This window comes from Mycetocola sp., assembly GCF_046716805.1.
Taxonomy (GTDB): Bacteria; Actinomycetota; Actinomycetes; order Actinomycetales; family Microbacteriaceae; genus Mycetocola_A.
This window is the reverse complement of sequence record NZ_JBKJWH010000197.1, coordinates 1-4542: the sequence shown is the minus strand read 5'-3', so window position 1 is coordinate 4542 and position 4542 is coordinate 1. Positions and strand designations below refer to the sequence as shown.

Sequence of the window (4542 nt, the reverse complement as noted above, 5' to 3'; positions counted from 1 at the left end):
CCGCTCTACCCGTTCGTGAACCCGGTCGACGATGCCCTGATGGGCATCACCCATGTGCTCCGCGGCGAAGACCTGCTGCCGTCCACTCCCCGCCAGATCGCGCTCTACCACGCGCTCATCGACATCGGACTGACGACGTTCATTCCGCGATTCGGACACCTGCCCTACGTCATGGGTGACGGCAACAAGAAGCTGTCGAAGCGTGACCCGGAGTCGAACCTGTTCCACCACCGGGACCGCGGGTTCATTCCAGAGGGTCTCGTCAACTACCTGGCCCTGTTGGGCTGGGGGCTCTCCGCCGACCGCGACGTCTTTTCGCTCGACGAGATGGTCGCCGCGTTCGACGTCGTCAACGTCAACCCGAGCCCGGCGCGCTTCGACCTGAAGAAGGCCGAGTCGATCAACGGCGACCACATCCGCCTTCTCGAAACCGCTGACTTCGCCGAGCGCACCATTCCCTATCTCGTTCGCGACGGCATCCTGACCGAACCGCTCACCGACCAGCAGCGGGCGATCCTGACAGAGGCGGCGCCTCTGGTCCAGGAACGGATCGGGCTGCTCGGCGAGGCACCGGGCATGCTCGGTTTCCTTTTCACGGATGCCGCCGGCATCGAATACCAGGACGACGCGCTGAAGAGCCTGCCGCAGAACGCCGCCGACGTGCTTACGGCGTCCAGTGACGCCCTTACTGCGCTGCCGGAAGCCCAGTGGAACGCTGAGGGACTGCAGGGCGCCCTGGCCGCAACCCTCATCGAGGGACTCGGGCTGAAGCCGCGAATTGCATACGGGCCGCTTCGCGTCGCCGTCTCCGGTCGCCGCGTTTCGCCGCCGCTGTTCGAGTCGATGGTGATCCTCGGCAAGACCGACACCCTCGCCCGGCTGTCCCGGCTCTCGACGCACCTGTCCGCATGACCAGCCAGGCCGATGTCGACGTCGTTGTGGTCGGCGGGGGGCCCGCCGGTCTCTCCGCCGCGCTGAACCTCGTCCGGGCACGGCAGCGGGTCCTGGTCCTCGACGGCAACCGACCGAGGAACGCGGCGACACTGCATTCGCATGGTTTCCTGACGCGTGACGGCATTTCACCGCTCGAGCTGCGGCGGATGGGACGCGATGAGGTCGCTTCCTACGACGACGCCGAGGTGCAGTTCGCCCTGGTCGATCAGGTGTCGGCGGTGGACGGGGGATTCCGGGTCACAGCCACCGGCGTGCGCGGCGCCCCTGACCGCGACGTCACCACCCGGCGGGTGCTCGTTGCGGCCGGTCTGCGTGAGGTCCTTCCCACGATCGGCAACCTGCGTGCCTTCTACGGCACAGCACTGCACAGCTGCTACGAATGTGACGGCTTCGAGAAGGCGGGCGCAGCACTGGCGGTTGTGGGGGAATCTAACGACCTTCCCGAGCGCGCACTGCATGCCTCGGTGTGGAGTGATGACGTCATCGTCTTCACCAACGGCGTCGGGACGATTTCCGACGACGACGAACGGATGCTTGCAGCCCACGGCATCGCGGTTGAGCGTCGCGTCGTCGCTGAGTTCGTGGGGGAGCGTGCCCAGCTGACCGGGCTGAAGCTCGCCGACGGCGACGTGGTGGCGCGAACGGCAGGCTTTGTGAGGCCTCGATGGGAGACGGCGCTCGGCTATCTCGATGGGCTGGGAGTGGAGACCGACGAGAACGGGCTGCTGGTCGTGGATGCCGATCACCGAACTTCGGTGCCCGGCCTATATGCCGCAGGTGACATAACCCCGCCAGGCCCGGAGCAGCTGATCGTGGCGGCGGGCACAGGGGCGCAGGCGTCGGCATCCATCGTTCGCGACACAGTCGCCGCACGCACCCTCTCAATTTGAGAGTGAGCCGTCGGTAGGCTACAGTTGACAACTGGCCGGGGCACTGCTTTTGGCCATTGGGGTATGGTGTAATTGGCAACACGGATGATTCTGGTTCATTTGTTCTTGGTTCGAGTCCAGGTACCCCAGCAGTAACAGGCGCAGGATTCCGCGGCGAAATCACACATCGCCCACCCCCTCGCTGACACCGTTTTCAGGTCTTTTGACCATAAACGAGACCAGAAACCCCGACACAAGTCGTCGGACGACCCAGCTGTCCCGGCCTGTACGGAATAGTCACGGCATTGCCCGTGCGTTCCCGTCTCCGCTCGCACACCTAACGGGTATGAACGAGACGGCGCAGATCGCGCAGACCTTCCTCACCCAGCAAGAGCTTGCCGAACTCCTTCAACTCCCCGAGCGGACGCTGGAAGACTGGCGCCTGACACACGCCGGTCCGCCGTACATGAAGCTCGGCCGGCACGTGCGATACGACATCGCCGACGTGCTCGCCTGGGCCAAGGAGAAGCGACGTGCCTAGGCCGCGCCTTCCCAGCGGGGAGCTTGGCAATATCGACATGACGCGGCTCGCAAGCGGGCGATACCAAGCCCGCGGGTCCACTCGGGACGACAGCGGCGCCTTGCGCCGGTTGCGGGCCTCTGCGGACAGCGAAGAGGCCGCCCGTGCCGATCTCCTCCGGCAGGCGAAGGCACTGAGCACCGGCGGCTCGAGCACTCTATCGCCCAAGAGCACGATCGCCGACGTGGTCGAGCTGTGGCTGTCACAAATCCTCACCCGCGCGAACACCGGCAGCCTTTCATTCTCGACATACGAGTCGTACGAGACGACTGCGCGGGTGATCATCGTGCCGCGTTGCGGGGGAGTACGCCTCGAGCAACTGACCGTCGGTCGCTGTGACCGCATACTGCAGAAAATCCTGGAAGAGGAAACGATCTCGAAAGCGCGGCGTGCCCGCGCAGTGCTTAGCCTCGTGTGCGGATACGCCGTGCGGGACGACGCGCTGGACCGGAACCCGGTGCGCGACGTGCAGCGCCTTCCAACGGCGCCCAGGAAGGAGTCCGCGCTCAGCACGGCGCAAATCATCGGTATCAGGGAGCTGATGGAGCAGTGGAGAGTCACACGAGACGACGGCCCCCGACCCAACTACCGCGCCCTCGTCGACGGGATGGAGATCATGCTGGGCACTTCGATTCGAATCGGAGAATGTCTCGGCCTGCGCCGCTGCGACGTGGACATGACGACTCTGCCGCCGACTCTCGTCGTCAACGGCACAATCGTCAGCAACAAGACCCAAGGGACGCATCGAAAAGATTCCCCGAAGCGTGCCCGACAACGGCGGAACATCGCGCTTCCCTCGATGGCAGCAGCGGCCGTGCGCCGCCGCCTGGCACTGGCCGAACCCGACCCGGAAGCGTTTCTGTTTCCCACAAATACCGGTCGCACAATGAGCGTCAGCAATTACGAGCGCTTGCTCCGCTCATTCATCAACGATGAACGCACGGAACTCGTCGCACTGGGCGTTGCTGTCGACGAGTACACCACGCACATCTACCGGCGCACCGCCGCAACACTGATCGAGCGGGCGGCCGGGATCACGCTGGCGTCCCGACTTCTCGGCCATGCGAGTGAGCAGATCACTCGAAACAGTTACGTTGTCACGGCCGAGCAGGTCGATCCGTTGACCGCTGAGATTCTCGATGACGTTCTTGGTACTTGAGCCATGAATCAGTCCGCAATGGGAAGGCTGGATGCGGTGCTGCCACGGTGGCAGCACCGTTCCACCCGGAGTTTCGCCGCTTCTCAGTGGATCAGCGACCCGACCGCCCCCACGGTTTTCACCGGCTGTTCGCGATGGGTGATCGTGGTGCCGCCACGGTGGCGGCACCGGTCATCTGGGGTTTGCCGCCACCCTTGAATCTCTTTTCGGGTCGCGGCTACGCACATGGATCGGGAGTTGGCGAGCGTCGACCACTGATCACGGTGGTGCCACGGTGGCACTACCACCTCTTCTGGAGTTATACCGAAAGCCCGAGAATCAGGTCCTCGATGCAACGTGCGGGCCTGCTCAGAACTACCTTCCATTGTGCGCCGAGGATCGCTAGTTCGCAATCGCTCCATCCGCGAAAGCGGAAGGCTGAACGCGACCGCAGCCTGGCGGAGGAGGAGCTCGGTTTATCGACTGAACTCCGGCAAGGTCAGTTATTGGAGTATCCCCGAGCGAACGTGCCGCCTACGTATCGGAGAAGCTTCAACCAGGCTTTACCGGTGAGGGTGAGGAGAATCACGAGCAACAGTGGGCCGAACCACCAGTGCGTCGTCACGTTCGCAACGAGAGCGTTGAAGATCATGACAAGACCGTCCCACCGGGCCTCCCAAATGAGTTCGCGAATCTGAGACCAGTCGATCATTCTCGCCTCCCGCGTAGTGGTCGCCTTAGTAAAGGTTTAGCAGTCACGTCTGACATTCGCGTCGTCATTTCGCTGGCGAGGCGGGTCCGGAAGAGGCGCACCCTCGGGAACAGACGATTTCGAGCCGCAAACTCGGGCGCTCCCGCGCGTCGCCGGTTCGCCGGTTCGCCTGAGACCGTGCCGACACGGTAGACACTCCGCTCACCAGACCGGTACCAACTTGCTTGACGCCACCGGGACAACTTTCATCAGCGTGATCAGGAGGACAACGCTCTACGGGAACCTCAAC

Annotated in this window: 5 protein-coding genes and 1 tRNA gene; 5 read left to right on the top strand and 1 reads right to left on the bottom strand. The window is 63.9% G+C overall.

Going from position 1 to position 4542, the window contains the following annotated elements:
• The 5 genes from ACLQ62_RS15955 to ACLQ62_RS15935 form a co-directional block, all read left to right on the top strand.
• A partial coding sequence (locus ACLQ62_RS15955) for a glutamate--tRNA ligase (RefSeq protein WP_411722612.1) occupies positions 1–912 on the top strand: 912 nt, incomplete at its 5' end.
• Positions 909–1844: an NAD(P)/FAD-dependent oxidoreductase gene (locus ACLQ62_RS15950; protein ID WP_411722611.1), complete on the top strand. Its 936-nt coding sequence runs from the start codon at positions 909–911 to the stop codon at positions 1842–1844. The genes ACLQ62_RS15955 and ACLQ62_RS15950, both read left to right, overlap by 4 nt.
• A 57-nt stretch (positions 1845–1901) precedes the next feature.
• Positions 1902–1973, top strand: a tRNA-Gln gene (locus ACLQ62_RS15945).
• Between the two features lie 196 nt (positions 1974–2169).
• On the top strand, positions 2170–2364 hold the full coding sequence (locus ACLQ62_RS15940; RefSeq protein WP_411722610.1) for a helix-turn-helix transcriptional regulator: 195 nt from the start codon (positions 2170–2172) through the stop codon (positions 2362–2364).
• 37 nt (positions 2365–2401) lie between these two features.
• Positions 2402–3562 carry a tyrosine-type recombinase/integrase gene (locus tag ACLQ62_RS15935; RefSeq protein WP_411722609.1) on the top strand — a complete coding sequence of 387 codons (1161 nt, stop codon included), beginning with the start codon at positions 2402–2404 and terminating at the stop codon, positions 3560–3562.
• A gap of 478 nt (positions 3563–4040) precedes the next feature.
• Here the strand turns inward: ACLQ62_RS15935 and ACLQ62_RS15930 are convergent, their stop codons facing one another.
• Positions 4041–4253, bottom strand: a complete 213-nt coding sequence (locus ACLQ62_RS15930) for a hypothetical protein (RefSeq protein ID WP_411722608.1) — start codon at positions 4251–4253, stop codon at positions 4041–4043.
• Positions 4254–4542 lie beyond the last annotated feature (289 nt).

Bases quoted from the DNA above. Each gene is read 5' to 3' on its own strand.
- ACLQ62_RS15940 (WP_411722610.1), top strand. From the start codon at position 2,170: ATGAACGAGACGGCGCAGATCGCGCAGACCTTCCTCACCCAGCAAGAG.
- ACLQ62_RS15935 (WP_411722609.1), top strand. From the start codon at position 2,402: ATGACGCGGCTCGCAAGCGGGCGATACCAAGCCCGCGGGTCCACTCGG.
- ACLQ62_RS15950 (WP_411722611.1), top strand. From the start codon at position 909: ATGACCAGCCAGGCCGATGTCGACGTCGTTGTGGTCGGCGGGGGGCCC.
- ACLQ62_RS15930 (WP_411722608.1), bottom strand. From the start codon at position 4,253: ATGATCGACTGGTCTCAGATTCGCGAACTCATTTGGGAGGCCCGGTGG.